The following is a 24,557-nucleotide window of genomic DNA, read 5'->3' as shown; positions in this document are numbered from 1 at the left end:
TTCGGGCTGAGCCCGTCGAAGCCTCAGGCCGAGCGAAGCGAGGCCATGCAGAAGGCTTCGACAGGCTCAGGGCGAACGGGTCGGAGGTGATCTGATTCATGGAAAACGCCGATTTCTTCATGGGCCTTGCGCAGCAGGCGCTGTGGATCACGGCGCTGGCGGCGGCGCCGATCCTGATTCCGGCGCTGGTCGCGGGCGTCGTGATCGGCATGGTTCAGGCGGCGACCTCCATCAACGAACAGACGCTGGCCTTCATCCCCAAGATCATCGTCGTCGGCGCCATGCTGGTGCTGTTCGGCGGGTCCATCATGGTGCTGATCGCCGATTTCACGCGCGAGATTTTCGAGCGCATTCCGGACCTGCTGCAATGATCGCGCCGGGCTTCGCAAATGTCGAAGTCCAGCTATGGATCTGGCTGATCGCCATGATCCGGCCCGGCGCGGCGTTCATCGCCGCGCCTGTCTTCGGCGCGCCCGCCGTGCCGCTGCAACTGCGGCTGATCCTGTCGCTGGCGCTGGGCATGGCGGCGCTCAACAGCGTGCATATCGTGCTTCCCGCCGACGGTGTCGCCAGTTTCCAGGGCGTCATGCTGGTGGCGGGCGAAGTGCTGGCCGGCCTCGCCATCGGCTTTGCGGTGCAGATCGGCTATGCCGCCGCTTTGGTCGCGGGCGAAGCCATCGGCAACACCATGGGCCTCAATTTCGCGGCGATGGTCGATCCCTCCTCCGGCCAGGCGACGCAGGCGGTGGGGCAGTTTCTTTCCATCCTTTCCACCTTCCTGCTGCTCGCCATGGACGGGCATCTGATGCTGGTGAGCTTCGTGGTGCAGAGCTATCAGGCGCTGCCGCCGGGCGGCGCGATGCTCAGCAACGACGCGGTCTGGCACCTCATTGAATTTGGCGGCGCGCTGCTCGGCGCGGGCGTCACCATCGCGCTGCCGGTCGGCTTCGCGCTGGTGCTGGTGCAGATCGTCATGGGCATGCTGGCGCGCACCGCGCCTGCGCTCAACCTCTTCTCCGTCGGCATGCCGGTGGCGCTGATGGCAGGGCTGATCCTGCTGGCCGTCACCGCGCCGATCATGGGGGAGGGGATCACCGCCGCGCTCAAGGCCGGGCTGGACCAGGCCCAGGCCATTGCGGAAGGGCGCTGAACCATGGCGGAGAGCAATGGCGGCGGCGAAAAGACCGAAAAGCCGACAGCCAAGAAACTGAAGGACGCCGCGGAAAAGGGCGACATCCTCCAGTCCCGCGACCTCGCCACCGCGCTGGTGGTGATGGCGGGCATCGGCTGGATCGCCGTCACCGGGCCTTCGATGGTCGAATCCCTGTCCGACATGCTGATAGAGGCGCTGCGCTTCCGGCGGGAGGATATCGTCAATTTCGCGCCGGCCGACCGGGGTTTCGCCTTGCTGTCCGGCATCGCCCTGCCGGTGGCGGGGATCATGCTGGCGACCCTGCTGGCCGCCATCGCCGGACCGGCGATGCTGGGGTCGCTGGGCTTTCGTCCTGGCGCCTTCGCGCCCAAGGCGTCGAAGCTCAATCCCGCAGCGGGCCTCAAGCGCATGTTCGGCATGCAGGGCCTGATCGAACTGGTGAAATCCGTCGCCAAAGTGTCGCTGCTGGGCGCCATCGGCGTCTGGATGATCTCAGACCGGCTGACGGAGATTGTCGGCCTGGGCAAATCGGGCCTGGCCCCCGCCATGGCGGACCTGGGCAATATGTTCATCATGACCTGCCTGGTGATGGCGGGCGGCCTGTTCCTGATCGCGGGCATCGACGTGCCCGCGCAGCTCATGCAGCGATCCAAGCGCCTGTCGATGAGCAAGCAGGAAATCAAGGACGAGCATAAGGAGAGCGAAGGCTCCCCTGAACTGAAGGGCCATATCCGCCGCAAGCAATATGAGGTGCTGAGCGGTTCGACGCGCAAGGCGGTGGCGGAGGCCAGCGTGATCATCACCAACCCGACCCATTTCGCCGTCGCCCTGCGCTACAAGCCGGGGCAGGACGCCGCGCCGGTCGTGGTGGCGCGGGGCTGCGACGCCATCGCCGCGGCGATCCGCGAACTGGCCGACCAGAATGGCGTGACGGTGCTGCAATATCCGGAACTGGCCCGCGCCATCTACTTCACCTCGCGCGCAGGGCAGATCGTCAATGAAGGGCTGTACATGGCGGTCGCAACCGTGCTCGCCTTCGTCTTCCGGGTGGAAAATCGCCTGGCGAGCGAAATGGATCGTCCGTTCATCACCGTGCCGGACGATCTGCGCTTCGACGCGGAAGGCAAAAAACGGCTTGATAATCAACGCTTTCATGAAAATACCTCGTCCTTAACTTAAGTTTAGGACTCAATATCCGTATAATCTTCGCGGGGACGCATTAGGATGTGCGTCATGAACAACTATATTTCGCGGACTGAACTGTCGGTGGAGCGCAGCGCGACCCGCGCGCCGTCCGCCGTGTCCGCGATTCAGCCGGTTTCCTCTTCCGGCACCGCGCAGCAGGGCGACCAATCCCCCCGGCATTCGATGGCGCAGGATCAGGCAGGCGCGGAGGAAAGCATCGCCACCAGCGCCGAATATGCGAAGGTGCAGGCCCGCATAGCCGACATATTGGGCGAATTGCGCAGCTTGGGCGGCGCGGCGACCGTCGATGGGGCGGCCGACGAAATCCAGTCGATGCTGCCGACGCCGCAGGTTCTGGTTCCCCTGCCCCCGGCCTCCAAGGAAGCGGTGGAAAGCACGATCCGCATCGCCAAGCGCATCGCCGAGCAGGCCGCCTATGCCCATGCGGCGCAGGCCAATATCCGCCGCGGCGCGGTCGACCAGATTCTTTCTCCGGGCGTTTGAGCAGGGTTCGTCGAGGAGCTTTCCGCTCCTGTTCGCAAGCGCCATTTCGGGTGGCGTGGACGAAACCGGGGCTCGTCGGACTGGGCGGTTTGGGTGGTTCCTCCTTTCGTCACCCCGGATCAAGTCCGGGGTGACGGAGGTTGATGGCCGCAATTGGCCATTCCCGGCATTTCCGAATGCGTCGCGGGTGAGGATAGCGCTGGTTCCCCGCCTCCCCCCCATGAAAATCATTCCTAAAGGTCTTCGCGCTAGGGCCGTTCTCTCTCTTGAAAGGACGGTCAATGACTTCGGTGAGCAGCAGCATCTTGACGGCGCTAGGCGCGGGATCGGGCATCGACACCGCGTCGCTCGTCTCCAGCCTGGTCAGCGCCACCAAGGAACCGCGCCAGGCGGCCATCACCAACCGCCAGACGCTCAACAGCGCGCGGATTTCCGCGCTGGCATCGGCCTCCAGCTCGCTCGACACCTTTGCCGATGCGCTGAACAGCCTGCTGGCGGGCACCGGCTATTCCGGCACGCCGGCGTCCAACGACCCCAGCATCGCTTCGGTGAGCGCGCTGCCCGGCGGCACGCCGACCGGCCTGCCCGCGCAGATCGAGGTGCGCCAGCTTGCCGCCAGCCGCACCCTGGTTTCCGCCGTCAACGCCAATCAGGACGCTGCGCAGGGGGCTGCGGCCACCGTCGGCATCGGGGAATTGTCGCTGAAGGTCGGTAACGGCAACCCCGTTTCCATCACGATCACCGCGGCCAATGACAGCTTTACGGGCCTGGCCGCCGCCATCAACGGTTCGGGGGCGGGCGTGACCGCGACCGTCGTCACCGATTCGCAGGGGACGCGCCTGATGCTGAAGGGGCCGACCGGCGCGGCGAACGACTTTTCGCTTACCACGGTTTCCTCCACGACCGACGGGACGACGGGCGCGGACCTTTCCCAGTTCGCCTTCTCCGCGACGACCCCGCCTGCGGGCAGCAGGATGAGCTCCGCCACAGAGCCCAAGGACGCGGTCATCCTGCTCGACGGCGTGGAGCAGCATTATGCCGGCAACACCATCGACGGCGCGATCCCCTATCTGCGGATCGACCTCAACAAGGCGGCGCCGGGGACCAATGTCACGCTGGCCACGACGGAGCCGACCACCTCGATGCGCGACCTGCTGGTCGAGTTCGTCGACGCCTACAACACGCTGATGAAGGCGCTGAACACGGCTACCTCGACCGGCACGGACCAGTCCAACGCGGGCGTGCTGAACGGCGAATCGTCGATCCGCGACATGAAGCGGCAGCTTTCGCAGATGGTGTCGGCTGAGCTTGGCGGCACGGGCGCCTACAGGACGCTGAACGACCTGGGCGTCAGCACCAATCGCGACGGCACGCTGTCGCTCGACACCAAGGCGCTGGACAAGGCGATCGCGGCGGATCCGAAGGCGATCACGCAATTGCTGAACCCGTCGGTCAGGACCGCGACCAATATCGGCCTTGCCGGGCTGATGGACAGCGTGCGCGACAATATCAAGAAGGATGGCGGGCCGCTCGCCGCCACGCAGGGCAAATATGAGAAACTGGCCAAGGAACTGGCCGATCAGCTCGACAAGCTCGACATGCAGATGACCAATTATCAGGAGCAGCTCACCAAGGTCTATTCGGCCATGGAGACGCGCCTGTCGGCGTTGAAGGCGACGCAAAGCTATCTCCAGCAGCAGGTCGCTCTCTGGACCAAGAACGACAATTAAGGGGTCGGAATATCATGTTCTACAATCACGGCGGGTTCGGCGGCACGGCAGCGGCGCGGCGCTATGCGGCGGTCCATTCGGGCAGCCGGATCGAGGGCGCGACGCCCCATGCGCTGGTCAAGCTGCTGTTCGACGAACTGCTGCTGGCGCTGGACGCGACGGCGCTGGCCGAACGCAATGGCGACCGGCTGAAAGTGTCGGACAAGCAGGCCCGCGCCATGTCGATCCTGTTCGCGCTCGAATCGAGCCTGGACTTCGACAAGGGCGGCGACATCGCCACCGGCCTGGCGCAAATCTATCGCGAAGCCCGCCGCCTGCTTCTGGCCAGCGCCAAGGAGCATGACGCCGCCCCGGTCGATCAGGCCCGCCTGATGATCGGCGAGATCGCGGAGGCGTGGAACCAGATCGGCTGAAAACATGCCGGGATGACGCATGTCGCATGGGGTTGCGCCTTCAAAGGCGCCCCTGTATAGGCACCGCTCGCAAAGGGCGGCCCGGCGGGGGCCGCCTTTTTGCGTTTCGGACTTTGTTTGCATCAGCCCAGAAAGGGAAGGACCATGTCGATCACGCCGCTCATGCCCGTTTACCCCCGGTGCGATGTACGCCCGGTCCGAGGCGAGGGCTGCTACCTGATCGGGGAGCGCGGCGAGCGCTATCTGGATTTCGCCAGCGGCATCGCGGTCAACCTGCTGGGCCACGGCCATCCGAAGCTGGTCAAGGCGATAGCCGATCAGGCCGCGACGCTGATGCACACGTCGAACCTGTACGGCATGCCGCTGGGCGAGAAATTCGCGCAGCGTCTGGTCGACACGACCTTCGCCGACACGGTCTTCTTCACCAATTCGGGCGCGGAGGCGGTGGAATGCGCGATCAAGACGGCGCGCCGCTATCACTATGCCAATGGGCAGGCGCACCGGCACAAGATCATCAGCTTCGACAACGCCTTTCACGGGCGGACGCTGGGGACGATCTCCGCCACCAGCCAGCCCAAGATGCGCGACGGTTTCGAACCGCTGCTGCCCGGCTTCACCGTGGTGCCGTTCAACGACCTGGAGGCCGCGACGGCCGCCGTCGATGACAACACCGCCGGTTTCCTGGTGGAGACGGTGCAGGGCGAAGGCGGCGTCACTCCCGCGACGCAGGAGTTCCTTTCCGGCCTGCGGAAGCTGTGCGACGATCACGGCCTGCTGCTGATCCTGGACGAGGTGCAGTGCGGCTATGCCCGCACCGGCACCTTCTTCGCCCATGAGCAATATGGCCTGACGCCCGACATCATGGCGGTGGCCAAGGGGATCGGCGCGGGCTTCCCGCTGGGCGCCTGCCTCGCGACCGAGGAAGCGGCCAAGGGCATGGTGTTCGGCACCCATGGGTCGACCTATGGCGGCAATCCGCTGGCCATGGCCGTCGGGCTGACCGTGCTGGACGAGGTGCTGGGCGAGGGTTTCCTGGACCATGTGAAGAGCATCGGGGCGCGCCTGCGCTCGGCGCTGGAGCAGCTCATCCCCAATCACGACATGTTCGAGGATGTGCGCGGCCTGGGCCTGATGCTGGGCGTCAAGATGAAGAGCGATTATGACGCCCGCGCCTTCGTGGCCCATCTGCGCGACAATCACGGCCTGCTGACCGTGTCGGCGGGGCAGAATGTCGTGCGCATCCTGCCGCCGCTAGTGATCGAGGAAAGCCATGTCGCCGAATGCGTCGAGCGGCTTTCCGCCGGTGCGCGGAGCTTTGCGGAGGCTGCGGCCTGATTATATCCCCGTTCGTGCTGAGTAGGGGCTGAGCGAAGTCGAAGCCTGTCCTGAGCGCCTGCCTTGGCAGGCAGTCGAAGGGACCCGTATCGAAGCATCAGTCCTTCGATACGCCACTTCGACAAGCTCAGTGGCTACTCAGGGCGAACGGTAATTTGGGGGCGAACCTTCCAATGACCAATCATTTCCTGAATCTGAGTGATGCGGGCGGCGATGCGATCGCCGCCATGATTTCCGACGCCATCGACCGGAAGGCGGCGCGCAAGGGCTGGCCCAAGGGCAGGGCCGATGCCGACGCGCCGCTGGCCGGGCACACGCTGGCGATGATCTTCGAGAAGAATTCGACCCGGACGCGCGTTTCGTTCGACATGGCGATCCGCCAGTTGGGCGGCACGTCGCTGATCCTGGACGGCGCGACCAGCCAGCTTGGCCGGGGCGAGACCATCGCCGACACGGCCCGCGTGCTGAGCCGCATGGCCGACGCCATCATGATCCGCACCGACGATCATGCCAAGATCGAGGAAATGGCGCATCACGCGACCGTTCCCGTGATCAACGGCCTGACCGACCTGTCGCATCCCTGCCAGATCGTCGCCGACCTGCTGACCGTGGTGGAACATGGCGTGGCGTTGCCGGGCAGCCAATGGGCCTGGCTGGGCGACGGCAACAATGTCCTCCATTCCATCGTCGAGGCGGCGGGCCTGATGAAGTTCGGCGTGCGCATCGCCGTGCCGGAGGGTTATGACCCCGACCCGTCCTTCGAGGCCGAAGCGCAGGCGCGTGGCGCGACCATCACCCGCACCCGCGACCCGCTGGCGGCGGTCGCGGGCGCGGACATCGTCGTCACCGACACCTGGATCTCCATGGGCCAGGCCCATGCCGAGGAGAAGCTGGCGGCGATGATGCCCTATCAGGTGACGCCCGAATTGATGGCGCTGGCCAAGCCGACGGCGAAATTCCTCCACTGCCTGCCCGCCCATCGCGGCGAGGAAGTGGTGGAAGCGGTGATCGACGGGCCGCAATCGGTGATCTGGGACGAAGCGGAAAACCGCATCCATGCGCAGAAGTCGGTGTTGCTTTGGGCATTGGGGCGGCTTGGCTGACGCTAAATCCTCCCTGCGCGCAGCGTGGGGAGGGTCGAAGAGAGGCACGTGACTCTCTTCGACGTCGGCGTAGCCGATGGTGGAGGGGAAATTCGGAGGTCGTGCCTCTTCCCCTCCACCACGCTTCGCGCGGTCCCCCTCCCCATCTACCGATGGGGAGGAATAGGGTGGGTCCGCTCTCCAATCCACCCGATTTGCAAGCGCGTCCATCGCCGCCTATCTAACCGCCTTTGCATGACCGGCCCGCCCAGCGGGCCGCACGGAGCCTGATTTGACCCCTTCCCCCACCCTCGACCAAGCCTTGGGCTTCACCATCCCCTCCCGCCATGCGCGGGGGCGGATCGTGCGGCTGGGGCCGGTGCTCGACGACGTCCTCGCCGCCCATGCCTATCCGCCGCAGATCGAACGGCTGCTCGCCTCCGCGCTGGTGCTGGCGGCGCTGCTCGGCTCGACGCTCAAGGATGTGGGCGGGCAGCTCACGCTCCAGGCGCAGACGGAAAATGGCGTCGTCAGCCTGCTGGTCGCCGATTACAAGGGCGGCGAGGTGCGCGGCTATGCCAAGTTCGACGCCGACCGGCTGGTCGAGCTTGGCCCCGATCCGACGCTGTTCGGCCTGTTCGGCAAGGGTTATCTGGCGATCACCTTCGACCAGGCGGTTTCCGGCGAGCGCTATCAGGGCATCGTCCCGCTCGACGGCGAAACGCTGGCCGACGCGGCGGAGCATTATTTCTTCCAGTCCGAACAGATCCCCAGCATCATCCAGATCGCGACCCGCCACGATCAGGGGGAAGGGTGCCTGGCCGCCGGCCTGCTGCTCCAGCACCTGCCCGAGGGCGAAGTCGGGCGGGAACGGCTGCATGTCCGCCACGACCATCCGGAATGGGAACATGTCCAGGCGCTGGCCCATACGCTGAAGGATGCGGAACTGACCGACAGCGATTTGCCGCTGTCCGACATCGTCTGGCGCCTGTTCCACGAAGAGGAGGAGGTGCGCGTCACCGATCCCGCCGCGATCAGCAAGGGGTGCCGTTGCGACCTGGATCACATCCGCAGCGTCATCGGCCGCTTCCCGGCGGCGGAGCGGGCGGACATGGCGGATGATCAGGGCATCATCGGCGTGGATTGCGCCTTCTGTTCGCGCCTCTTCCCGGTCGCGCTCGCCAGCTTCGCGGAGGAATGAGCGGGCATTTCCCCCATTGCTATCAAATTGCCGCAATTGACGGGCAAGGCTGATGCGGATCAGCAACGATCGACAGGGGGATCGGAATGACGGCAATGCTGCGCGCCCTTGGCGCGGCGATGGCGATGATGGCGGCGGTTCCCGCCGTGCAGGCGGCGGCGCCCGCGCCACGCCTGGCCAAGGGACTGGAGACAGGCGAATGGGAATTGCGCGGCCGGGGCGAGGGCGGCGGCGCGCGCAGGCTCTGCGTGTCCAGCCTCAGCCAGCTTCTGCAAAGCCGTCATGCCGGCCATGCCTGCAAGAACTTTACCGTCAGCGACGCCGCCAACAGGCTGGTCGTCACCTATGAATGCGGCGCGGCGGGCAATGGCCGGACCGACCTGCGCGTCGAAACGTCCCGGCTGGTGCAGATCCAGTCGCAGGGGATCGCCGACGGCGCGCCCTTCGCCTTTGCGCTGGAGGGGCGTTGGATCGGCGCCTGTCATTGAATGCGCGCGGCTTGCGCTGACGCGTCGGGAGGCGTAGCGCGGCGCTATGGTTGCCCATAACGGAAAATTCGCCGTCGTCCTGCTGTCCGGCGGGCTCGACTCCATGGTGGCGGGCGGGCTGGCGCGCGAGGCCGGCTATCGCCTGTTCGCCCTGTCGATCGACTATAACCAGCGCCACCGGCTGGAATTGCAGGCGGCGGGGCGGGTCGCAGCGGCGCTGAACGCCATTTCGCATATCGTGCTGCCGCTGGACCTGACGGCCTTTGGCGGTTCCGCGCTGACCGCCGACATCGCCGTTCCCAAGGGGGGCGTCGGCGCGGGCATCCCGATAACCTATGTGCCGGCGCGCAACACGATCTTCCTGTCGCTGACCCTGGGCCTGGCCGAGGTGGCGGGCGCGAACGACGTGTTCATCGGCGTCAACGCGCTGGATTATTCCGGCTATCCCGATTGCCGGCCGGAGTTCATCGACGCCTTCCAGAAGATGGCGGCGCTGGCCACCAAGGCGGGGGTGGAGGGCCATCCGATCCGCATCAACGCGCCGCTCCAGCATATGAGCAAGGCGGACATCGTGCGCGAAGCCTATCGGCTGGGGCTGGACACGGGATTGAGTTGGTCCTGCTACGATCCGACGCCGGACGGCAGGCATTGCGGCCTGTGCGACAGTTGCCGACTGCGGTCCAAGGGTTTCGTGGAAGCGGGCCTGCCCGACCCCACCGTCTACGCGGTGAAGCCCTGACGCCATGAGCTACGCCGTCAAGGAGATGTTCCTGACCCTTCAGGGGGAGGGCGTCCATGCCGGGCGCCGGGCGGTCTTCCTGCGCTTTGCCGGTTGCAACCTGTGGACCGGGCGGGAACAGGACAGGGCGAGCGCCGTCTGCCGCTTCTGCGACACCGATTTCGTCGGCACCGACGGCGATGGCGGCGGCAGGTTCGCGGATGCGGACGGCCTGGCCGACGCCGCGCTGGCCCTTTGGGGCGAGGGGCGGGACGGGCGCTATATCGTGCTGACCGGCGGGGAACCGATGCTCCAGGTCGACGACGCGTTGGTCGACGCGCTCCATGCGCGCGGCTTTGCCATCGCGATCGAGAGCAACGGCACCCTGCCCGCGCATCCGGGGCTGGACTGGGTCTGCATCAGCCCCAAGGCGGGAAGCGAGGTGGTCCAGCGCAGCGGCAATGAGCTGAAGCTGGTCTGGCCGCAGCCGGGGCAGGGGCACAGCCTGGCCGATGTCGAGGATATGGAGGGCTGGGCCTTCGACCACTGGCTGGTGCAGCCGCTGGACGATCCCAAGGCCGCGGACAATGCGCGGGCGGCGGTGGAACTGGTGATGGAACGGCCGCGCTGGCGGCTCAGCCTCCAGTCGCACAAATATCTGGGGTTGCGGTAGAGGGGTGGTTTAGGTGGCTTCCCGCCACTCTTCCCTTGTCGCCCTCTCTCTCTTCGTCGCCCCGGGCTTGACCCGGGGTCCCGCTTTCTTTCCAAGGGCGCGCCTGTCCCAAGACAGCGGGACCCCGGATCAAGTCCGGGGTGACGGAAACTAATGACGGGAAGCGGCCAACCCCGCCATCAATGGCCTCAGGGCTGCACCCCGATCTTCTGGTTCCACGCAAGCTGGCAGGCGGGCACCATCTTGCCCTTCTTCCAGCATTTGGGATCGAAGGAGGGTAGGGTCAGCGAATAGCTGCGACCCGGATCGCCGTAGAATTGCTCGCCCGCCAGGACCAGCGACTTCTTGATCGATCCCAGCCCGCTCCGCGCCACGTCGTTCAGCGTGCCCCGCTGGGCGAAGATCGCCTGCCGCCCCACCAGCGCCGCCGCCTGGCAGAAGCCGCGCTGCGCCTGCACCGTCGAATAGCCCGAATAGATGCGCGTGCCATATTGGTCCGACGCCATCTGGCCGGGCTTGCCCTTGCCGACCGTGCGCTGGAAATAGCCGAGCAGCGTCGCCTGCGCCGCATCCAGTTCGGCGTCATGATGGGCGATCATCGCGTTGTAGTTGCTGATCGACAGCAGGGTAGGCTCGAACTGGCATTGCAGCGCCGCGACGTTCAGCGCCGCGCGCAGGTTCCACACCAGCCCGGCCTTCACCTCCGCCGCGGTGGCGCTCGGCAGGCCCAGCGCGGTCGCGGCTTCGGCGTCGGTCAGGGGCGGGGTCGAGAAATCGGGCGGCGACCAGAAGAATTGCGCGGCGGCCGGTTGCGCCGTCAGCGCCGCCCCCATCGCGGCCAATCCCAATGAGGCGCGGCGTCCGATGGAACGGCCCATGAAACGCGATGTCATCCTGATCCCTCTTCGAAACGGGCGTTGCGAACTATGCTTCGCCCGTCTGTATCATGCCTGAACGCGGATGCCAGCCTATTGATCCGACAGCACTTCGGTATCGGTCGCGGGCTTGCCCTCGCTTTCATTCCTCGCCGCCGGAGCGGCCGCATTGTCGCTGCGGTTGGCGGGCAGGGCCATGGCCACGCCCTCGCTCTGCACGCCGTCCAGGTCGGTCATGGCGTCGGTCGCCGTGCCGTCCACCACTTCCAGATTGTTCATCGGGACAGTGGTTCCGCTTTCCTTCTGGCTGCCGCATCCCGCCAGCGCCATGCAGCCGGCCGAAACCAATATTGCCATTGTCGTCTTGACGTCAGGACGCATCCGGGTCTCCTAAAGCGTTGCAGCATGCCCGGCAGCCCCCCACCTGGCGAAAGCCGCGACCCTAGCGGCCCGTTCCGCATTGCTCAACCCCTGCTCCATCGGCGGCGGGGCAGCGGCGCAGGCGATTGAGAAAGGCCGGAAAATGCCGGGCGAGCGCCAGGTCCAGCTCCGCCATCGGAATTTCCACGCCCAGCGCGGCCATGCTGGTCACCGGATATTCGGCCAGGCCGCACGGCACGATGCCTCCGAAATGGGACAGGTCGGGATCTACATTGATCGAAAAGCCATGAAGCGTGATCCAGCGCCGCACCCGGATGCCCAGCGCGCCGATCTTCGCCTCCCGCCCCTGGGCATCGTCGGCCCAGATGCCGATCCGCCCCTCCGCCCGCCGCGCCGCGATGCCGAAATCGCCCAGCGCGTCGATCATCCATCCTTCCAGATGGTGGACGAAATTGCGCACGTCCTTGCCCCGTTCGCGCAGGTCGATGTTGAGATAGCCGATGCGCTGGCCCGGCCCGTGATAGGTATAGCGGCCGCCCCGCCCTGCATCGTGCACCGGAAAGCGCGGGTCGAGCAGTTCGGCCGGATCGGCGCTGGTGCCGGCCGTGTAGAGCGGCGGATGTTCGAGCAGCCAGACCCGTTCGGCGGCCCGCCCCTCGAAGATCGCGGCCGTCCGCGCCTCCATCTCCGCCAATGCCTGGGGGTAATCGACGGGCGCGCTTTCCACGCGCCATTCCACGGTCCGGACGGCGGGGGCTTGGTCGGCTGGGGATTGCGGGGACATGGCGCTTCCTTGACTTGGGCAGAGCGAACGATCAAGTCTCCTCCGCTATTTTAAGAGCATCGGGAAGAGAACAAGGCGTAAGATATGGCGACGATGTCCATCGGCAAGGCGTGGGAGGAGGCGGTCGCCTTCGTCGCGCGTGAAGGCAGCCTGCTGTTTCCCGTCGCCCTGCTGTTCGTGGCGCTGCCGGGCCTGATCCTTCAGGAGATGACGCCGCCCGAACTTGCCAAATGGAACCTGTCGGAAACCACCATGCCGCAGGTGCCGGGCAGCTTCTGGCTGGCGATGATGCTGGCGGTGGTCATCATCTGGTTCGGATCTCTGACCCTGTTCGCGCTCGCCCTGCGGCCCGGCATCAGCGTGGGAGAGGCCCTGCGGCTGAGTTTCGCGCGGCTGCCGGTGTTGCTGGGCGTTGCGTTGGTGGTGGCCGGCCTCCTGGCGGGGGCGGTGATCGCCGCCACCCTGGCGGTGACGATCCTGTCGCTCATCGCCAAGCCGCTGGGCGCGACGCTGGCGCTGCTGCTGGGCGCGGGCGTGGTGGCCGCGACGATTTTCGCAAGCGTGCGGCTGCTGTTGCTCAATCCCGTGGTGATCGACGGGACGGAAGGCGTCATGGCTTCGCTGCGCCACGGCTGGGCGCTGACCAGGGGGCATTTCTGGCGGCTGTTCGGCTTCATCCTGGCGCTGACGCTGCTGTCGGCGATCGTCGGCGGCGCGGCGCAGGCGGTGTTCGGCCTGGTCGGGACGTTGATCGGCGGGCAGGCCGGCGGCCGGCTGATCGGCGGGGTGGCTGCCGCTGCCGTGTCGACGGTGGTGCAGGTCTATATGCTGGTGATGCTGGCGCGGCTCTACCGTCAGGCGGAGGGCGACTGACCCAGCATCGGCACATGCGGCGCGGCGTCGGGCGGCAAAAGCCCCGCCAGCCGCGGATCGGCGAAGATTTCCACCTCCCGCCGGTAGGGCACGAAGCCTGACTTGCGATAAAATCCCAGGGCGGCGGGGCTGTCCAGCGTGCAGCTATGCACCCAGAAGCGCGTGACCCCCTTGCGCCAGGCCAGCGCCTTCGCCTGCGCCATCAGCCATCGGCCCAGCCCCTTGCCGGTGAGGTCGGGGATCAGCCCGAAAAAGGCCAGTTCGCAATCGGGCAGCGACCGGAAATCCAGTTCCAGCAGCCCCACCTCCACGCCGCGCGGGTCGGTCACGGCATAGACCTCTACCGCGGGATCGTGGATGATCGCCGTCAGCGCGGCGTCGTCCATCGCCAGGCGGGAAAACCACAGCCACGGTTCCCCGACGCGCCGGAACAGGGCGCGATAGGCGTCGGGCGCGGGCGCCTTCCACGGCGCCAGCCGCAGCGGGGAGGGCGGGATGGGCGCGGGTTTTGGCCGCTCCCGCATTTCCAGATGGGTGACGATGGTCGCGATCCGGTCGTCCGGAACCGGCGTCAGGCCCATGTTCAGCTCCAACTCGCCATCGGCGGCAGGCTCATCAGGATCGCGTCGACATTGCCCCCGGTCTTCAGCCCGAACAGCGTGCCGCGATCATGCACCAGGTTGAATTCGGCATAGCGGCCCCGCCATTCCAGCATGCGGCGATAGTCGTCCTCCGACCAGCTTTCCCCCATGCGCCGCCGGACGATGGGCGGGAAGGCCCGAAGGAACGCCTCGCCCACGTCCCGCGTGAAGGCGAAGCCGGCGTCGAAATCGCCCTCCAGATGGTCGTAGAAAATCCCGCCGACGCCGCGATGCACGCCGCGATGGGGAATGAAGAAATAGTCGTCCGCCCATGCCTTGAACCGGGGATAATAGTCCGCGTCATGGGCGTCGCAGGCCGCTTTCAGCGCGGCATGGAAATGCGCCGTGTCCTCGTCGCGGGGCAGGGGCGGGTTCAGGTCCGCGCCGCCGCCGAACCAGCGTTTCGACGTCACCAGATAGCGCGTGTTCATGTGCACGGCGGGCACATGGGGGTTGGCCATATGCGCCACCAGGCTGATGCCGGTGGCGAAGAAGCTGGGGTCTTCGCTCGCGCCATGGATGGTCTTGGCGAATTCGGGCGAGAAGGCGCCGCCCACGGTCGAGACGTTGACGCCCACCTTCTCGAACACCTTGCCCTTCATCACGCCGCGCACGCCGCCGCCGCCTTCGCCGGGCGCCAGGCCCGGCGCCTCCCGATCCCAGGCGATATAGTCGAAGCGGGCGTCGGAGCCGGCCTCCCGCTCGATCGCCTCGAATTCGGCGCAGATGCGGTTCCTCAGCGATTCGAACCAGGTGCGGGCGGCCTGCTGTTGCGGGTCCAGGGTCAGGGTCATTGCGGGAAACTTCCAGTCTGGCGAAGGGCCTCTGCTACCGCGATGCCCGTGGAAACGGCGATGTTCAAGGATCGAAATCCCGGCGCCATCGGAATGCGCACGCGCACGTCCGCCAGATCGCGGACGGCATTGGGCACGCCCGCGCTTTCCGACCCCATCAGCAGAATGTCGTCGGCGCGGAATTCGACATCGGGCAGGCGCTGCGAGGCGTGGCTGCTCATCAGCATCAGCCGCCGGCCTTCGGCCCTGCGGCGGACGTCGAACGCCTCGAAATTGGCGTGGCGGGTCACGTCGGCCGATGCCCCATAATCCATCGCCGCCCGTTTCAGCTTCGCGTCGGAAAAGGCGAATCCCGTCGGCATGATGATGTCCACGGGCACGGAAAAGCAGGCGGCAAGGCGCAGGATCGCGCCCACATTGCCGGCGATTTCGGGTTGATAAAGGGCGATACGCATGCCCCGCGCCATAGAACAGCGCGGTTAATTCTCCTAGCCTGTCTAAAAGGCTTGGCAAATGGCGCATCCTACGGTTATCAGGCCTGCAAATCGCGCCCGGGGGAAAGGCGCGCCCTTCTGCTTGGGCGCCGCGGCTCTCCCGATACCATAGCCATAAATGGGCAATGCGGCGGGGTCAGGGACGTTCTTGCAAGGGTTGAAGTGCATGGCGATCGTTGAACATGTGGAGAGTGAGGGGGCGGCCGTCTCCGGTGGAGGCGGCGGCGACGGCGTGCGTCGTCGCGATTTCATCAACATCGCCGCGGTGAGCTTTGCCGGGGTGGGGGCGGTCGCGGTGGTCATACCGCTGGTCGACCAGATGAACCCCAGCGCCGACGTGCTGGCGCTGGCTTCGACGGAGGTCGACCTGTCCGCCATCCAGCCGGGCCAGGCGATCAAGACCACCTTCCGGTCGCAGCCGCTGTTCGTCCGGCACCTGACCGACAAGGAAATCGCCGAAGCCGACAAGGTCGATCCGGCCAGCCTGCGCGATCCGCAGACGCTGGAGGAACGCACCGTCGACGGCAAGAAGCAGTGGCTGGTCACCATGGGCGTCTGCACCCATCTGGGCTGCGTGCCGCTGGGCGCGGGCGAGGGCGAGAACAAGGGCGAATATGGCGGCTATTTCTGCCCCTGCCACGGGTCTTCCTACGACACTGCCGCCCGCATCCGTAAGGGCCCCGCGCCCAAGAACCTGGAAGTGCCGAAGTTCAGCTTCACTTCCGACACCGCCATTCTCGTGGGTTGAGGGGGACTGTCATGAGCTTTCCATGGGCTGAACATTATACTCCCAAGCATCCCGCGATGCAGTGGATCGACGAGAAGCTGCCTTTGCCACGCCTCGTCTACAATGCCGTGGGCGCCGGTTATCCGGTGCCGCGCAACCTCAACTATTTCTGGAACTTCGGCGTCCTGGCCGGGCTGGCGCTGGTGATCCAGATCGTCACCGGCGTGATCATGGCGATGCATTACGGCGCCAACACGCTGGTCGCCTTCGGCACCGTCGAACAGACGATGCGCGACGTGAACGCGGGCTGGCTGATGCGCTATGCCCATGCCAACGGCGCCAGCTTCTTCTTCATCGTCGTCTATCTGCACATCTTCCGCGGCCTGTTCTTTGGTTCCTACAAGGCGCCGCGCGAGATGGTGTGGCTGCTCGGCCTCGTCATCTTCCTGCTGATGATGGCGACCGCGTTCATGGGCTATGTGCTTCCCTGGGGGCAGATGAGCTATTGGGGCGCGAAGGTGATCACCGGCCTGTTCGGCGCGATCCCCGTCGTGGGCGAGCCGATCCAGACATGGCTGCTGGGCGGTTTCGCCCCCGGCAACGCCTCGCTCAACCGCTTCTTCTCGCTGCACTTCCTGCTGCCCTTCGTGATCGCGGCCGTCGTGATCCTGCACATCTGGGCGCTGCATATTCCGGGTTCCTCGAACCCGACCGGCGTGGAAGTGAAGGGTCCGCAGGACACCGTGCCCTTCCACCCCTATTATACGGCGAAGGACGGTTTCGGGGCGGGCGTGTTCCTGATCCTGTTCGCGATCCTGCTGTTCTACGCGCCCAACTATCTGGGCCATCCGGACAATTATATCGAGGCTAACCCGCTCTCGACGCCTGCGCATATCGTGCCTGAATGGTATTTCTGGCCCTTCTACGCGATCCTGCGCGCCTTTACCGTGGACTTCTTCTTCGTCCCGGCGAAGCTGCTGGGCGTGCTGGCGATGTTCGCGTCGATCCTGCTGCTTTTCTTCCTGCCCTGGCTCGACACCTCTCCGGTGCGGTCGGGTAATTACCGGCCGACCTTCAGAAAGTTCTTCTGGATCCTCATTATCGACGTGCTGATCCTGGGCTATTGCGGCGGCGCGCCGGCGGAGGAGCCCTATGTGATGATCTCCCAGGTCGCGGCGGCTTATTATTTCGCCCATTTCCTGATCATCCTGCCGCTGATCTCGCGCTTTGAAAAGCCGCTGCCGCTGCCCAATTCGATCACGGAGGCGGTGCTTGGCCGCGACGTCATCGAAGGGGAGCGGGAGGCGCTTCCGGGCATGGGCAGCGATCCGCAGCCGTCGCACGCCGGTTAAGGGGGATAAGACTAATGATACGCATCGGCGCATTTCTTGTCGGCCTCTTCTTCGCGGGCTGGCTGCTGGTTTCCTTTCTGGTGGGCGCGGTGGCCTTCGTCACCGAGCCGCCGGCGAAGACGGTGGAGCATGAGTTCCACCTCAACCCCAAGCATGTGTCCTTCTCGTTCGACGGGCCTTTCGGCAAGTACGACCAGGCGCAGCTCCAGCGCGGTTTCCAGGTGTTCAAGGAAGTCTGCTCGGCCTGCCACAGCCTGAAGTTCGTCGCCTTCCGCGACCTCAAGGGCATTGGTTATAACGAGGCGGAGATCAAGGCGATCGCCAAGCAGTGGGCGATCAAGACCCCCGACGTCGATCCGAAGACGGGCGAAATGTCGACCCGTGATCCGATCCCGGCGGATTATTTCCCCAAGCCCTTCGCGAACAATGTCGCGGCCGCGGCGGCGAACAACAATGCCATCCCGCCGGATCTGTCGCTGATGACCAAGGCCCGCCATCATGGCAGCGCCTATGTCTATTCGCTGCTGACGGGCTTCCAGGCGCAGCCGGCCGAGCTGCTGAAGGAATTTCCGGACGCCAAGACGCCGGAGGGCCTGCACTACAACCCCTATTTCCCCAACCTGAACCTCGCCATGGCGCCGCCGCTGACGGCCGATGGGCAGGTGACCTATGGCGACGGCACCAAGGCGACGGTGGACCAGATGTCGCATGACGTCGCGGCCTTCCTGACCTGGACCGCCGAACCCAAGCTGGAAAACCGCCGCCGCGCGGGCCTGGCGACGATCTTCTTCCTGCTGATCGCGACGGGCCTGGCTTACATGGCCTACCAGAATATCTGGGCGGACAAGAAAAAGGCCGCCTGATCGGGGCCTGAAACGGAACATCGAAGGGGGCGCGGGAAACCGGGCCCCCTTTTCTTATGAGGGCGAAGATGAGCGCTGACAGCCTGGCGGCCCTGGTCCGCACGATCCCCGATTTCCCCAAGCCCGGCATCCAGTTCCGGGACATCACGACATTGCTGGCCGACGCCGCCGGACTCGCCGAACTGGTCGAACGGATGGCGGCGGCGGCGCGGCCGCTCGACCCGGCCTTCATCGCCGGGATCGAGGCGCGGGGCTTCATCCTGGGGGCGGCGCTGGCCCATGCGCTGGGGGTGGGCTTCGTGCCGGTGCGCAAGAAGGGGAAGCTGCCCGGCAAGACGGTGGGCATCGACTATGTGCTGGAATATGGCACCGACCGGCTGGAACTGCATGAAGGGCAGATTCCCGATGGGGCGCGGGTGGTGCTGGTCGACGACCTCATCGCGACCGGCGGAACCGCGCTGGCGGCGGCGCAACTGATCCGGGAGCAGGGCGCGACGGTGCTGATGGCGCTCTTTGCCATCGATCTTCCCGATCTGGGCGGCATGGCCGCGTTGGAAGCGGACGGCGTCGCATCGGCAGCGATCATCGCCTTTGAGGGGCATTGACCAGGTTCGGGTCAGCCGCCTTAGATAAAGGGGAGTGAGGTCTCAACGGGGCCAATCCAGGACATTCCCCTCCCGCAGGCGGGAGGGGTTAGGGGTGGGCGCGACCCCGGACTTGATCCGGGGGAGCTTCCGGCTTAGCCGTTGCAAAACAACGCGGATGTCGCGCCGGCCCACCCCCTAGCCCCCCTCCCGCAGGCGGGAGGGGGAACGTCTGCTTCCTACCCATTGCACCCCCGGACGACCGCATCTCCTCAGCGCCCGAGCGCTCCCTCCAGCATATCCACCGCCTGCGCCAGACGCTCGTCCAGCAGCGCCAGCAACTGGGTCCACCCCAGCATGTCCGCCAGTTCGCCCGGCCCGTCCGAAATGCCGCGCAGGCCCATCACGGGAACGCCGAAGCGTTGGCAGGCGCGGACGACCGCGAAGCTCTCCATGTCGACCATGTCCGCGTCGATCGCGGCATAATCCTCCCCGCCGACGATGTTCGCCCCGGTCGACAGCCGGGCGGCGCGAAGTTCCAGCGGCACATGCAGCGCTATTTCGGCCGGGTGGTCGGAAAAGGGGGTCACGCCCTTCGGAAAGCCCAGGCGGGAAGCGTCCATGTCCCGCCAGGAGACGCTGGCGACCTGATAGACCTCCCCCAGGGTGCAGGTGCGCGATCCCGCCGACCCCAGCGAAACGACCAGGTCGGGCAGCGCGCCGTCCTGATCCAGCCGCTGGAGCGCGAGGCCGGTGTTGAGCGCCGCTTCCACCGGACCCACGCCGATCATCAGCGGATCGAAACGGGCCCTGAGATGAGGGCCATATTCGGCCTCTACCGCCATCACGAACAGAACCCGCTTGTCCGCGATCATTTCTCCCCGTGGCATGAAATCCCCCAGATCGGCCGATGTCAGGTCAAGGCAGGCGGGCGAGCAGCGCGCTCATCCCGTCATCGATGGTCAGCGCGGTCGTCCCTTCGATCAGCCAGCATTCGCCCCGGCGCCACGGTTCGCCGTCGATCGCGCCGGCGCCGGCCAGCGGGATGAACCAGGCCATCTTCTCCTCTATCCATTGCCGGCTTTCCGCCTTGCCCTGCACCAGGTCCAGGATGAAGGGCGCGTCGCCGCCCGCAACCAGCCTTTCCTCAGCCGTGATCGGGACCGCCCTGTCGGGCAGGGCGTAGGGGGCCGCCATGCTGACCGCCATCGCCTCCTCCAAATGCAGTTCGCGGGGCCGGCCATAATCGTAGAGGCGATAGGTCACGTCATTGTTCTGCTGCACTTCCACCAGCGTCACGCCGCCGCCTATGGCATGAACCGTGCCGGCGGGAATATAATAGAAGCTGCCCGCGCGCACCGGCTTCCAGTCCATCAGCGCTTCGATGCTGCCGTCGAGGGCTGCGGCGCGCAGGGCGTCCGCCGTTAGGTCGCGGGTCAGGCCGATGCCCAGCCGCGCATCGGGTTCCGCATCCAATATGTACCAGCATTCCGACTTCCCGCCCGCCAGTCCGCGCTCCCGCGCCTGCGCATCATCGGGATGGACCTGCACCGACAACTTTTCGCTGGTGAAGATATATTTGACCAGCAGCGGCAAGGGCCGGCCTGCGCCTCCTTCCGGCGGCGAGAACCAGATTTCCCCGATGCGACGGCCATCGGACGGCGCGACGGCCGACGGAATGTCGACGCGGCCCCAGGGCTTTTCGACGCTATGGGCAAGCAGGCGGGTCGTGGTCATGCGGTTCCTTATGAACGGTCGTTGCCGGCAGGCAAGAGCCTCGATCCGGAAAGGAGAGGAATATCGGGCAGGCGGTCGGCGAAAGGGGGGCGCGACATCGCCACGGCATCGTCCTTCCCGCCGGAATCGGAAACGGTCCGTATCGATCTTCCCGTCTGGAAGTTCGTTCTTCAGTTGCTATATGCAACCAATCTGTTCGACGAGGATCGGAACATGAAACGGCCGGTGCCCCATGAATGACGTGATCGGCACGCTCCGCCGGCGGATGTGGCCGCGGCTGGAGGGCCGGATGGCTGCCCTGATCCTGCCCGCTTTGGCGACGGCGGCGTTCCTGATGTTCTTCGCCACGGCCTATCGGTGGGTCGACGACCTGCTGGTCGCCGGCGTGATCGCCATGGTCGCGCCGATGATGGTGCTGCCGCTGCTGCTCCGGCGGAGGGGCGTCAACTGACGCTCTCGCCCGCCAGCGCATCCATGGCCAGGGCGAGCGCGCCAAGAGGGCCGGCCTGATCGCCCAGCAGCGGCGTGGTAACGATCCGGCCGACGCCGGCCTGGTCGACATGGGGCAGATAGCCGCCCAGCAGCGCGACGACCTTCCGGCGGACCTGCTCCAGCAGGTCGGCCCGACCCATGCCCACGCCGCCGCCGATCAGCACCTGCCGGGCCGAGGTGCCGAGCAGGATGGTGGCGACCAGATGGGCGATGTCGCTGGCGACATCGTCCCATCGCGGGTCGGCGGGATCGATCTCATGGCCCGGCATGCCGAAGCGCCGGGCGAGCGCCGGTCCGGACACCAGGCCCTCTATGCAGTCGCCATGAAAGGGGCAACAGCCCGCAAAGCCATCGCCCGGAGCGCGCGGGACGCGGATATGGCCGATTTCCGGATGCATGGCGCCGTGCACGGTATGGCCGTTGAACGCGAACCCTCCGCCCACGCCGGTTCCGATGGTGATATAGCACAGGCTGTCGGATGGCGCCTCCCCCCGCGCGCCCGCGCCCCAGCGCAGCTCCGCCAGGGCGGCCCCGTTGACGTCGGTGTCGATCATCGCGGGACAATCGAAGGGCGCGGTCAGCGTGCCGAATATGTCCGCGCCCGCCCAGCCAGGCTTGGGCGTCGGCAGCATGACGCCGAAATCGGGCGCGCGGCGATCGAGCCGAATCGGGCCGAAGCTGCCGATCCCGATCGCCGCGATCGGAGCCTGCGCATGCCAGCGTTCCAGCACCGCCACGACCCTGGAAAGCGTTTCCCGCGGCGTCGTGGTCGCTATCGTCTCCCGGTCGCAAACCGTCGTGCCGCGTGCGCGGAGAACCTGCACCTTGGTCCCGCCCAGTTCGATTCCCGCCAGCATCGGTTCAGCATCCGTCATCGCCGTCCCATCACAAGGCCGCACCCCGCAAGTTCCGCGCCCACCGTCATTTGCGGCCTTATTCGACATTTGTGCAAGGGGATGGCGGCTTTTCCATTGCCGGCCGCTGTCAGGGCGGGAAGAACAGGGCAGGGCGCGAAACGGCGCAAGCCGATGATAGGGAGATAATGGATCATGATCGGGCAAAAACCATGCTTCAATCCTTCCATGGTTGCCGTCCGATGAGGGGGACGTCGTTCCTCTGCGCGCTGCTGCTGGCGGCTTCCGCCTGGCCGCTCGCCGCACAGATGCCTGCCGATCCGCTGGCCTTCGTCGATCCCCTGATCGGCACCGGCCCCGAAGGCCACACTTTTCCCGGAGCCTCCGCGCCCTTCGGGATGGTCCAGCTTTCGCCCGACACCGATGCGACCTGCCAGATCCGCGAATGCTATGCCCATGCGGCGGGCTACAGCTATCATGATTCGACGATCCAGGGGTTCAGCCATACCCATTTCTCCGGCGCGGGCCATTCCGACCTGGGCGACATATTGGTGATGCCGCAGGCCGGAGCGGTCCGGCTCGATCCGGGCGATCCCGAACGGCCGGGCTCCGGCTATCGCCAGCGCTTCTCGCACGACAGCGAGACGGCGAAGCCCGGCTATTACGCCGTGACGCTGGCCGACAGCGGCATCCGCGCCGAACTGACCGCGGGCGAGCGGGTGGGCATTCACCGCTATGCCTTTCCGGCGGGGCAGGAGGCGCATCTGCTGATCGACCTGCGCTCCTCTCTTTACGATTATCCGGGCAAGATCCTCTGGTCCGGGCTGCACCTGCACCCCGACGGCACGCTGACCGGATTTCGCGAGACGCGGGGATGGGCGGCCGGCCGCAAGCTGTTCTTCGCCATGCGCTTTTCCGCGCCGCTGAAGGACCATGCCTTCATCGACCGGGATCAGGCGGTTCCCTATAAAGGCTTCCAGGCGCCGGGGCGGGGCAGCGACGCGCTGGCCGAGAAGCTGGGCAAGGCGCTGGAGGCAAGGCTCGACTTCGGCAGGCTCCATGGCCCGTTGGAGGTCCAGGTCGCGCTTTCAGGGGTGGACGAAAGCGGGGCCATCGCCAATCTCGATGCCGAAGGCGCGGGTTTCGACACCGTCAGGAGGAGAACCGAGGACGCATGGCGGCAGGCGCTCGGGCGGCTGAAGATGGATGCGCCGGAGCCGATGCTCAGAAATCTCTACACCGCGCTCTACCATACGCTGCTGGCGCCCAGCATTTGGAGCGACATCGACGGGCGCTATCGCGGGCCGGACGATCAGGTTCATGTGGCGAAGGACTTTACCTTCCGCTCCACCTTCTCGCTATGGGATACGTTCCGGGCCGAACATCCCTTGCTGACGCTGGTCCAGCCGGAAAGGACGACCTCCGACGTCGTCAACTCGCTGATCGCCAGCCGGGACCACAGCCCGCACGGCATATTGCCGGTCTGGCAGTTCGCCGGGCGGGAGACATGGACGATGATCGGCTATCATGCTGTGCCGGTGATCGCGGACGCCTATCTCAAGGGCATAAGGGGCTTCGACGCGGACAAGGCGCTGACCGCCATGGTCGCCAGCGCGGACCATGCGCCCTATGGCGGGCTGGGCGACTATATGAAGCTGGGCTATGTGCCCATCGACCGGGAGCCGGAGGCGGCATCGAAGACCGTCGAATATGCATTTGACGACTGGACCATAGCCCGCATGGCGCAGGCCATGGGGCGCGGCGACGTGGCCCAGCGCTTCCTGGCCCGTTCGGGCAACTGGCGCAACAGCTTCGACGCCAGCACCGGCTGGCTGCGGGCGCGCAAGGCCGACGGCAGCTTTCGCACCCCGTTCGATCCGACCGCGATCAACTATGGTTCGGATTATACGGAGGGGAATGCGTGGCAATATAGCTGGTTCGTACCGCAGGATCAGGCGGGGCTGTTCCGCCTGCTGGGCGGCGATGCCAGGGCGATCGCTAAGCTCGACGCCATGTTCGAATATGACATGTCGAAGCTCGACTACAGCCATGCCGAGGATATTGCCGGGCTGATCGGCCAATATATCCACGGCAATGAACCCAGCCATCATGTCGCCTATCTCTACGCTTATGCGGGCGCGCCCTGGCGGACGCAGGCGCGGCTCAAGCAGATCGTCGAGAGCCAGTACAAGCCGACACCCGACGGGCTGTCGGGCAATGACGATCTGGGGCAGATGTCGGCCTGGCTGCTGTTCACGGCGCTGGGCTTCTATCCCGTCACGCCGGGGTCGAACCAATATGTCATCGGTCGCCCCTTCGTCCGACGCGCGGTACTGACGCTTCCCAACGGCAAGCGTTTCACGGTGGAGGCGGAAAATCTGTCCGACGCCAATGTTTATGTAGGTGCGGTCGAACTAAACGGACGGCCGCTGCGGCGGAGCTGGATCGCGGACGGGGAGATTCGCAAGGGCGGGACGTTACGCTTCACCATGCAGGCAAAGCCGAACCGGAAATGGGGGGCGGGAGCGGGAACCCGGCCTTATTCGCTTTCCACTGTACCCATCGGCCGGTGACAGGCGTAGAGTTTCAACAACAGGAGGTTGAACGTGCGACCCCTGCGATGT

The 24,557-nt window shown here is 66.0% G+C and carries 29 protein-coding genes; 20 read left to right on the top strand and 9 right to left on the bottom strand.

The genetic code is table 11. The annotated features are described in order from the left end of the window. The first annotated feature begins 98 nt into the window (after positions 1-98). The 12 genes from fliQ to queE all read left to right on the top strand — a co-directional run bounded on the left by fliQ (position 99) and on the right by queE (position 10,482). On the top strand, positions 99-371 hold the full coding sequence (gene fliQ / locus Sj15T_RS11700; protein WP_007682643.1) for a flagellar biosynthesis protein FliQ: 273 nt from the start codon (positions 99-101) through the stop codon (positions 369-371). Further along, positions 368-1,150 carry a flagellar biosynthetic protein FliR gene (gene fliR, locus Sj15T_RS11695; protein WP_007682646.1) on the top strand — a complete coding sequence of 261 codons (783 nt, stop codon included), beginning with the start codon at positions 368-370 and terminating at the stop codon, positions 1,148-1,150. The genes fliQ and fliR overlap by 4 nt, the downstream gene beginning before the upstream one ends. 3 nt (positions 1,151-1,153) lie before the next feature. Next, a complete protein-coding gene (locus Sj15T_RS11690) occupies positions 1,154-2,332 on the top strand; it encodes a flagellar type III secretion system protein FlhB (RefSeq protein ID WP_013041189.1) in 1,179 nt (392 codons plus the stop codon). 54 nt (positions 2,333-2,386) lie between these two features. After that, on the top strand, positions 2,387-2,842 hold the full coding sequence (locus Sj15T_RS11685; RefSeq protein WP_020820140.1) for a hypothetical protein: 456 nt from the start codon (positions 2,387-2,389) through the stop codon (positions 2,840-2,842). 281 nt (positions 2,843-3,123) lie between these two features. Then, positions 3,124-4,572: a flagellar filament capping protein FliD gene (gene fliD / locus Sj15T_RS11680; RefSeq protein WP_013041187.1), complete on the top strand. Its 1,449-nt coding sequence runs from the start codon at positions 3,124-3,126 to the stop codon at positions 4,570-4,572. A 14-nt stretch (positions 4,573-4,586) separates the two neighbouring features. After that, positions 4,587-4,985: a flagellar protein FliS gene (locus tag Sj15T_RS11675; protein ID WP_013041186.1), complete on the top strand. Its 399-nt coding sequence runs from the start codon at positions 4,587-4,589 to the stop codon at positions 4,983-4,985. Positions 4,986-5,129: 144 nt separating this feature from the next. Further along, the gene (locus Sj15T_RS11670; protein ID WP_013041185.1) at positions 5,130-6,320 is read left to right on the top strand and encodes an aspartate aminotransferase family protein; all 1,191 of its coding nucleotides are present in this window, start codon (positions 5,130-5,132) and stop codon (positions 6,318-6,320) included. A 173-nt stretch (positions 6,321-6,493) separates the two neighbouring features. After that, positions 6,494-7,423, top strand: coding sequence for an ornithine carbamoyltransferase (gene argF / locus Sj15T_RS11665; RefSeq protein ID WP_013041184.1), 930 nt, complete (start codon positions 6,494-6,496; stop codon positions 7,421-7,423). A gap of 271 nt (positions 7,424-7,694) precedes the next feature. Continuing rightward, on the top strand, positions 7,695-8,603 hold the full coding sequence (locus Sj15T_RS11660; RefSeq protein WP_013041183.1) for an Hsp33 family molecular chaperone HslO: 909 nt from the start codon (positions 7,695-7,697) through the stop codon (positions 8,601-8,603). A 95-nt stretch (positions 8,604-8,698) separates the two neighbouring features. Beyond that, complete coding sequence (locus Sj15T_RS11655) at positions 8,699-9,091, top strand: hypothetical protein (protein WP_013041182.1); 393 nt, start codon at positions 8,699-8,701, stop codon at positions 9,089-9,091. Positions 9,092-9,137: 46 nt separating this feature from the next. Next, entirely contained in the window at positions 9,138-9,830 is a 693-nt protein-coding gene (queC, locus tag Sj15T_RS11650) for a 7-cyano-7-deazaguanine synthase QueC (RefSeq protein ID WP_013041181.1), read from the top strand. Positions 9,831-9,834: 4 nt separating this feature from the next. Further along, positions 9,835-10,482, top strand: a complete 648-nt coding sequence (queE, locus tag Sj15T_RS11645) for a 7-carboxy-7-deazaguanine synthase (protein WP_013041180.1) — start codon at positions 9,835-9,837, stop codon at positions 10,480-10,482. Positions 10,483-10,670: 188 nt separating this feature from the next. Here the strand turns inward: queE and Sj15T_RS11640 are convergent, their stop codons facing one another. The 3 genes from Sj15T_RS11640 to lipB form a co-directional block, all read right to left on the bottom strand. Further along, the gene (locus Sj15T_RS11640; protein ID WP_013041179.1) at positions 10,671-11,375 is read right to left on the bottom strand and encodes a hypothetical protein; all 705 of its coding nucleotides are present in this window, start codon (positions 11,373-11,375) and stop codon (positions 10,671-10,673) included. A gap of 75 nt (positions 11,376-11,450) precedes the next feature. Then, positions 11,451-11,738, bottom strand: a complete 288-nt coding sequence (locus tag Sj15T_RS11635; protein WP_013041178.1) for a hypothetical protein — start codon at positions 11,736-11,738, stop codon at positions 11,451-11,453. Between the two features lie 61 nt (positions 11,739-11,799). Further along, positions 11,800-12,522 carry a lipoyl(octanoyl) transferase LipB gene (gene lipB / locus Sj15T_RS11630; protein ID WP_013041177.1) on the bottom strand — a complete coding sequence of 241 codons (723 nt, stop codon included), beginning with the start codon at positions 12,520-12,522 and terminating at the stop codon, positions 11,800-11,802. Between the two features lie 84 nt (positions 12,523-12,606). On the opposite strand from lipB, the gene Sj15T_RS11625 reads away from it, so the two are divergent. Continuing rightward, positions 12,607-13,395 carry a hypothetical protein gene (locus Sj15T_RS11625; RefSeq protein WP_013041176.1) on the top strand — a complete coding sequence of 263 codons (789 nt, stop codon included), beginning with the start codon at positions 12,607-12,609 and terminating at the stop codon, positions 13,393-13,395. Here the strand turns inward: Sj15T_RS11625 and Sj15T_RS11620 are convergent. Genes Sj15T_RS11620 through Sj15T_RS11610 form a run of 3 tightly spaced genes read right to left on the bottom strand, consistent with a single transcriptional unit; the run spans position 13,377 to position 15,297 of the window. After that, entirely contained in the window at positions 13,377-13,976 is a 600-nt protein-coding gene (locus Sj15T_RS11620; protein ID WP_041386082.1) for a GNAT family N-acetyltransferase, read from the bottom strand. The two genes, Sj15T_RS11625 and Sj15T_RS11620, sit on opposite strands and share 19 nt — an antisense overlap. 2 nt (positions 13,977-13,978) lie before the next feature. Continuing rightward, the gene (hemF, locus tag Sj15T_RS11615) at positions 13,979-14,830 is read right to left on the bottom strand and encodes an oxygen-dependent coproporphyrinogen oxidase (protein WP_013041174.1); all 852 of its coding nucleotides are present in this window, start codon (positions 14,828-14,830) and stop codon (positions 13,979-13,981) included. Then, entirely contained in the window at positions 14,827-15,297 is a 471-nt protein-coding gene (locus tag Sj15T_RS11610; protein WP_013041173.1) for a tRNA (cytidine(34)-2'-O)-methyltransferase, read from the bottom strand. The genes hemF and Sj15T_RS11610 overlap by 4 nt, the downstream gene beginning before the upstream one ends. Positions 15,298-15,490: 193 nt before the next feature. On the opposite strand from Sj15T_RS11610, the gene petA reads away from it, so the two are divergent. The 4 genes from petA (at position 15,491) to Sj15T_RS11590 (ending at position 18,871) form a co-directional block, all read left to right on the top strand. Beyond that, complete coding sequence (petA, locus tag Sj15T_RS11605) at positions 15,491-16,072, top strand: ubiquinol-cytochrome c reductase iron-sulfur subunit (RefSeq protein ID WP_013041172.1); 582 nt, start codon at positions 15,491-15,493, stop codon at positions 16,070-16,072. An 11-nt stretch (positions 16,073-16,083) separates the two neighbouring features. After that, on the top strand, positions 16,084-17,403 hold the full coding sequence (locus Sj15T_RS11600; RefSeq protein ID WP_013041171.1) for a cytochrome b/b6: 1,320 nt from the start codon (positions 16,084-16,086) through the stop codon (positions 17,401-17,403). A 14-nt stretch (positions 17,404-17,417) separates the two neighbouring features. Continuing rightward, the gene (locus Sj15T_RS11595; protein ID WP_013041170.1) at positions 17,418-18,266 is read left to right on the top strand and encodes a cytochrome c1; all 849 of its coding nucleotides are present in this window, start codon (positions 17,418-17,420) and stop codon (positions 18,264-18,266) included. Positions 18,267-18,334: 68 nt separating this feature from the next. Beyond that, complete coding sequence (locus Sj15T_RS11590; RefSeq protein WP_025160622.1) at positions 18,335-18,871, top strand: adenine phosphoribosyltransferase; 537 nt, start codon at positions 18,335-18,337, stop codon at positions 18,869-18,871. A 251-nt stretch (positions 18,872-19,122) separates the two neighbouring features. Here Sj15T_RS11590 and Sj15T_RS11585 read toward each other — a convergent pair whose 3' ends face one another. Both Sj15T_RS11585 and Sj15T_RS11580 read right to left on the bottom strand, forming a co-directional pair. Further along, positions 19,123-19,725 carry a 5'-methylthioadenosine/S-adenosylhomocysteine nucleosidase gene (locus Sj15T_RS11585; RefSeq protein ID WP_007682707.1) on the bottom strand — a complete coding sequence of 201 codons (603 nt, stop codon included), beginning with the start codon at positions 19,723-19,725 and terminating at the stop codon, positions 19,123-19,125. A gap of 43 nt (positions 19,726-19,768) precedes the next feature. Continuing rightward, complete coding sequence (locus Sj15T_RS11580) at positions 19,769-20,587, bottom strand: class I mannose-6-phosphate isomerase (RefSeq protein ID WP_013041169.1); 819 nt, start codon at positions 20,585-20,587, stop codon at positions 19,769-19,771. Positions 20,588-20,608: 21 nt separating this feature from the next. On the opposite strand from Sj15T_RS11580, the gene Sj15T_RS11575 reads away from it, so the two are divergent. Both Sj15T_RS11575 and Sj15T_RS11570 read left to right on the top strand, forming a co-directional pair. Further along, positions 20,609-20,827: a hypothetical protein gene (locus Sj15T_RS11575; protein WP_013041168.1), complete on the top strand. Its 219-nt coding sequence runs from the start codon at positions 20,609-20,611 to the stop codon at positions 20,825-20,827. Further along, complete coding sequence (locus Sj15T_RS11570; RefSeq protein WP_013041167.1) at positions 20,820-21,038, top strand: hypothetical protein; 219 nt, start codon at positions 20,820-20,822, stop codon at positions 21,036-21,038. The genes Sj15T_RS11575 and Sj15T_RS11570 overlap by 8 nt, the downstream gene beginning before the upstream one ends. Here the strand turns inward: Sj15T_RS11570 and Sj15T_RS11565 are convergent. Further along, a complete protein-coding gene (locus tag Sj15T_RS11565; RefSeq protein WP_253720662.1) occupies positions 21,031-21,954 on the bottom strand; it encodes an ROK family protein in 924 nt (307 codons plus the stop codon). The two genes, Sj15T_RS11570 and Sj15T_RS11565, sit on opposite strands and share 8 nt — an antisense overlap. A gap of 221 nt (positions 21,955-22,175) precedes the next feature. On the opposite strand from Sj15T_RS11565, the gene Sj15T_RS11560 reads away from it, so the two are divergent. Then, positions 22,176-24,506 carry a GH92 family glycosyl hydrolase gene (locus Sj15T_RS11560; protein ID WP_041386079.1) on the top strand — a complete coding sequence of 777 codons (2,331 nt, stop codon included), beginning with the start codon at positions 22,176-22,178 and terminating at the stop codon, positions 24,504-24,506. Positions 24,507-24,557 lie beyond the last annotated feature (51 nt).

This window comes from Sphingobium sp. TA15 (genome assembly GCF_037101235.1).
Lineage (GTDB): Bacteria > Pseudomonadota > Alphaproteobacteria > Sphingomonadales > Sphingomonadaceae > Sphingobium > Sphingobium indicum.
Note: the sequence above shows the minus strand (reverse complement) of the source record. Positions and strands in the feature narration are given on the sequence as shown.

Bases quoted from the DNA above. Each gene is read 5' to 3' on its own strand.
- fliQ (WP_007682643.1), top strand. From the start codon at position 99: ATGGAAAACGCCGATTTCTTCATGGGCCTTGCGCAGCAGGCGCTGTGG.
- fliR (WP_007682646.1), top strand. From the start codon at position 368: ATGATCGCGCCGGGCTTCGCAAATGTCGAAGTCCAGCTATGGATCTGG.
- Sj15T_RS11690 (WP_013041189.1), top strand. From the start codon at position 1,154: ATGGCGGAGAGCAATGGCGGCGGCGAAAAGACCGAAAAGCCGACAGCC.
- Sj15T_RS11685 (WP_020820140.1), top strand. From the start codon at position 2,387: ATGAACAACTATATTTCGCGGACTGAACTGTCGGTGGAGCGCAGCGCG.
- fliD (WP_013041187.1), top strand. From the start codon at position 3,124: ATGACTTCGGTGAGCAGCAGCATCTTGACGGCGCTAGGCGCGGGATCG.
- Sj15T_RS11675 (WP_013041186.1), top strand. From the start codon at position 4,587: ATGTTCTACAATCACGGCGGGTTCGGCGGCACGGCAGCGGCGCGGCGC.
- Sj15T_RS11670 (WP_013041185.1), top strand. From the start codon at position 5,130: ATGTCGATCACGCCGCTCATGCCCGTTTACCCCCGGTGCGATGTACGC.
- argF (WP_013041184.1), top strand. From the start codon at position 6,494: ATGACCAATCATTTCCTGAATCTGAGTGATGCGGGCGGCGATGCGATC.
- Sj15T_RS11655 (WP_013041182.1), top strand. From the start codon at position 8,699: ATGCTGCGCGCCCTTGGCGCGGCGATGGCGATGATGGCGGCGGTTCCC.
- queC (WP_013041181.1), top strand. From the start codon at position 9,138: ATGGTTGCCCATAACGGAAAATTCGCCGTCGTCCTGCTGTCCGGCGGG.
- queE (WP_013041180.1), top strand. From the start codon at position 9,835: ATGAGCTACGCCGTCAAGGAGATGTTCCTGACCCTTCAGGGGGAGGGC.
- Sj15T_RS11640 (WP_013041179.1), bottom strand. From the start codon at position 11,375: ATGACATCGCGTTTCATGGGCCGTTCCATCGGACGCCGCGCCTCATTG.
- Sj15T_RS11635 (WP_013041178.1), bottom strand. From the start codon at position 11,738: ATGCGTCCTGACGTCAAGACGACAATGGCAATATTGGTTTCGGCCGGC.
- lipB (WP_013041177.1), bottom strand. From the start codon at position 12,522: ATGTCCCCGCAATCCCCAGCCGACCAAGCCCCCGCCGTCCGGACCGTG.
- Sj15T_RS11625 (WP_013041176.1), top strand. From the start codon at position 12,607: ATGGCGACGATGTCCATCGGCAAGGCGTGGGAGGAGGCGGTCGCCTTC.
- Sj15T_RS11620 (WP_041386082.1), bottom strand. From the start codon at position 13,976: ATGGGCCTGACGCCGGTTCCGGACGACCGGATCGCGACCATCGTCACC.
- hemF (WP_013041174.1), bottom strand. From the start codon at position 14,830: ATGACCCTGACCCTGGACCCGCAACAGCAGGCCGCCCGCACCTGGTTC.
- Sj15T_RS11610 (WP_013041173.1), bottom strand. From the start codon at position 15,297: ATGGCGCGGGGCATGCGTATCGCCCTTTATCAACCCGAAATCGCCGGC.
- petA (WP_013041172.1), top strand. From the start codon at position 15,491: ATGGCGATCGTTGAACATGTGGAGAGTGAGGGGGCGGCCGTCTCCGGT.
- Sj15T_RS11600 (WP_013041171.1), top strand. From the start codon at position 16,084: ATGAGCTTTCCATGGGCTGAACATTATACTCCCAAGCATCCCGCGATG.
- Sj15T_RS11595 (WP_013041170.1), top strand. From the start codon at position 17,418: ATGATACGCATCGGCGCATTTCTTGTCGGCCTCTTCTTCGCGGGCTGG.
- Sj15T_RS11590 (WP_025160622.1), top strand. From the start codon at position 18,335: ATGAGCGCTGACAGCCTGGCGGCCCTGGTCCGCACGATCCCCGATTTC.
- Sj15T_RS11585 (WP_007682707.1), bottom strand. From the start codon at position 19,725: ATGATCGCGGACAAGCGGGTTCTGTTCGTGATGGCGGTAGAGGCCGAA.
- Sj15T_RS11580 (WP_013041169.1), bottom strand. From the start codon at position 20,587: ATGACCACGACCCGCCTGCTTGCCCATAGCGTCGAAAAGCCCTGGGGC.
- Sj15T_RS11570 (WP_013041167.1), top strand. From the start codon at position 20,820: ATGAATGACGTGATCGGCACGCTCCGCCGGCGGATGTGGCCGCGGCTG.
- Sj15T_RS11565 (WP_253720662.1), bottom strand. From the start codon at position 21,954: ATGACGGATGCTGAACCGATGCTGGCGGGAATCGAACTGGGCGGGACC.
- Sj15T_RS11560 (WP_041386079.1), top strand. From the start codon at position 22,176: ATGAGGGGGACGTCGTTCCTCTGCGCGCTGCTGCTGGCGGCTTCCGCC.